Genomic DNA, 2,254 nt, shown 5'->3' with positions numbered 1-2,254 from the left:
CGGCTCGGTAGTGGGTAGAGCAAGAGCTAAGAGCCCCCTGCGGGGCGCGTCCGCTCCGAGCCCGTTGGTCTCAGAGCAGAGCGCTGGAGGGTCTTTTGTTCGGAGTGAGTCAAGGGTGAAGGCTGAAGCCCGGCTGCGCCGCCCTTGACTTGAGATAGATCGGCAGGCTTTGTAACCACGTAAGAGCGGTTCTTTAGATCCCCTGCATCATCCCTAGGCTGATCCTTTGCTTTCGGACTCTCGTCCGTAAGCTGGTAGATCCCGTTCATGTACCGATAGAACCGGTCCCAGTAGGGCAGATTGTCTAGCGGTTCATCCAAGAGCGATTCGGGGACATCAACACCACGGAAGAGCCCGAAGCTATTGAGTAAACGCTTGCCCTTGAGGACTTGAGCGGCATGCCAGTTGTCAGCCAAGGAGAGGTCGGAGAACTTCACCGCATACTTGAACACTTCCATGAAGCCTTCTGCAGGGTCCTGAAAGGCGCTCAGAGGCCGCACGTCAACGATAAAGCTGTCACCTGTGATTGCCTTCCATTCCTCGCTCAAAGCCTCCTGACAGGGCTCAGAGGAGCACAGAGCGATCATATGGCAGTGGGGGTGCCATCCCTTGCCCTTTTGGGTCAATTCGAGCGTATAGACAGCGCCTTCCACGTTACAAAGCTCTGTCCAAGGCGCGCCGCGAGTACCGGCGTTAAAGTCGCGTCTGCGATGCATGAGAGTTCTCAAACTTCCCGTCAGATGCTCTTGCCGTTCTTCAAGATCGTCTCCGTTCTTCACGGTTAACGTAATGAGGTAGGCACGAAGCTCTGGACGCTCTTCCCTGATCACTTCCCAGCGGTCTAGGTAAGCGCCCAAAGCTTTCGATCCGCGACGGATCGCGCACATTGGGCAGATGAGGTGCTGCTTACAGAAACGGGCACTATGCAGGCGGACTTTGCCCACCGTGTAGTACTCCCGGAAATGCAAGTAATTGCCACAGGTGGCGAGGCCTGCGGCTGCTTTGGTGGCCTCGGGGGAATCTTCGTCACGCAGGTGATCGAGCATACCAACGGCTCTTGTTCTAGCCTGCCCGTACCGTGCTATTCTTTCCCCGAAGTTAACTACTTCATCGACCCCTGTGAGTGTCTCGGCCGCCAAGTCGGAAACGCTCACGGGGGTTTTCTTTTTGGCCATCAATGGCTCCTTATCCCGTGCAGGCAGGATACCCCTGCCGACACTTTGTTTCTATGTATCAAGTAATGTGGCGATCCCGACCGCTAGACCGGCTGCTGCTGCTCGCATGCAGGCGGTCTAGCTTGCGGTTCGCCACAGGCTTACGCAGTAGGACGAGGCTGTACCAGAAAGGGCTTTGCGCCCTGCGGGATGAAATAGCCGACCGACTTGCCAACGGCATACATGCCCACAGCAATACGCACGGTCTTGCCAATAGCTTGCTCAAACAAACGAGCATCTTCGGTATTCAGGGTGATTAGCTCTAAACGATGCCCACCATTCGGCATGGGCAACTGGCCCAAGAGCTGGACCTTATCGCGCGGATCGTAAGCGTCGCCGGTCTTCTTTGAAGTACCACCAGGTTGAACAAACGTATTCATCACCTGGCCGCACAGAGTGAACATAGGTTCAGCCATCACTCAGACTCCTGCGAAGACCGAGCATCGACAAACTCAAAAGCGTTGGTCTCCTCTAGCATTTGGTCGACCTTGTCGAGTGCTTCGATAAGAGCAAGCTCGATGAAATCACGCTTAGTCATATCCAAGACGCTTAAGGCGTTATCAAGACGATCAACCAAAGGCTGAGCGAGCTTGGCGCAGACGTTTTGCACCTTGAAAGGCACTACCTCCTCCAAAGTGGTAGGAACGGGATTGCCGTCCTGATCCAGCTGAGTAACAGACCCAGCTGCAACCATTCGCTCTAACTGGCCCATGGAAACACCAGAAGTAGAGAATTTAAAAGACAAAGCGCGGTATTGGATGAATTGCTCGAAAGGTGTCATGAGATCAACTCCTAAAATGATGACTTGTTAAGTGCTGCGGAGCATGCATCATCAAATGAGGAGCGTCAATAGCAATCCTAGGAGCAAATGTTGGGCTTTTTGGAGTAGCGTTAAGGCCCCTTAACTATTTTTGTTAAGAGCCCTTAACTGAGGTGTACTTAACTGAGGTGTACCCACTACACCGGCTCGGTAGTGGGTAGAGCAAGAGCTAAGAGCCCCCTGCGGGGCGCGTCCGCTCCGAGCCCGTTGGTCTCAGAGC

At 54.3% G+C, this 2,254-nt stretch carries 3 protein-coding genes; all 3 read right to left on the bottom strand.

The genetic code is table 11. The features are described 5' to 3' along the window. Positions 1–26: 26 nt before the first annotated feature. Positions 27–1,175: a protein rep gene (locus tag GM154_RS25460; RefSeq protein ID WP_219654310.1), complete on the bottom strand. Its 1,149-nt coding sequence runs from the start codon at positions 1,173–1,175 to the stop codon at positions 27–29. A 140-nt stretch (positions 1,176–1,315) separates the two neighbouring features. Next, a complete protein-coding gene (locus tag GM154_RS25455; RefSeq protein WP_219654308.1) occupies positions 1,316–1,630 on the bottom strand; it encodes a hypothetical protein in 315 nt (104 codons plus the stop codon). Next, positions 1,630–1,995: a hypothetical protein gene (locus GM154_RS25450; RefSeq protein WP_258020059.1), complete on the bottom strand. Its 366-nt coding sequence runs from the start codon at positions 1,993–1,995 to the stop codon at positions 1,630–1,632. The genes GM154_RS25455 and GM154_RS25450 overlap by 1 nt, the downstream gene beginning before the upstream one ends. Positions 1,996–2,254 lie beyond the last annotated feature (259 nt).

Source organism: Pseudomonas sp. MAG002Y (assembly GCF_019400845.1).
Classification (GTDB): domain Bacteria; phylum Pseudomonadota; class Gammaproteobacteria; order Pseudomonadales; family Pseudomonadaceae; genus Chryseomonas; species Chryseomonas luteola.
The sequence above is the reverse complement of the archived record's forward strand: the minus strand, read 5'-3'. Positions and strand labels throughout refer to the sequence as shown.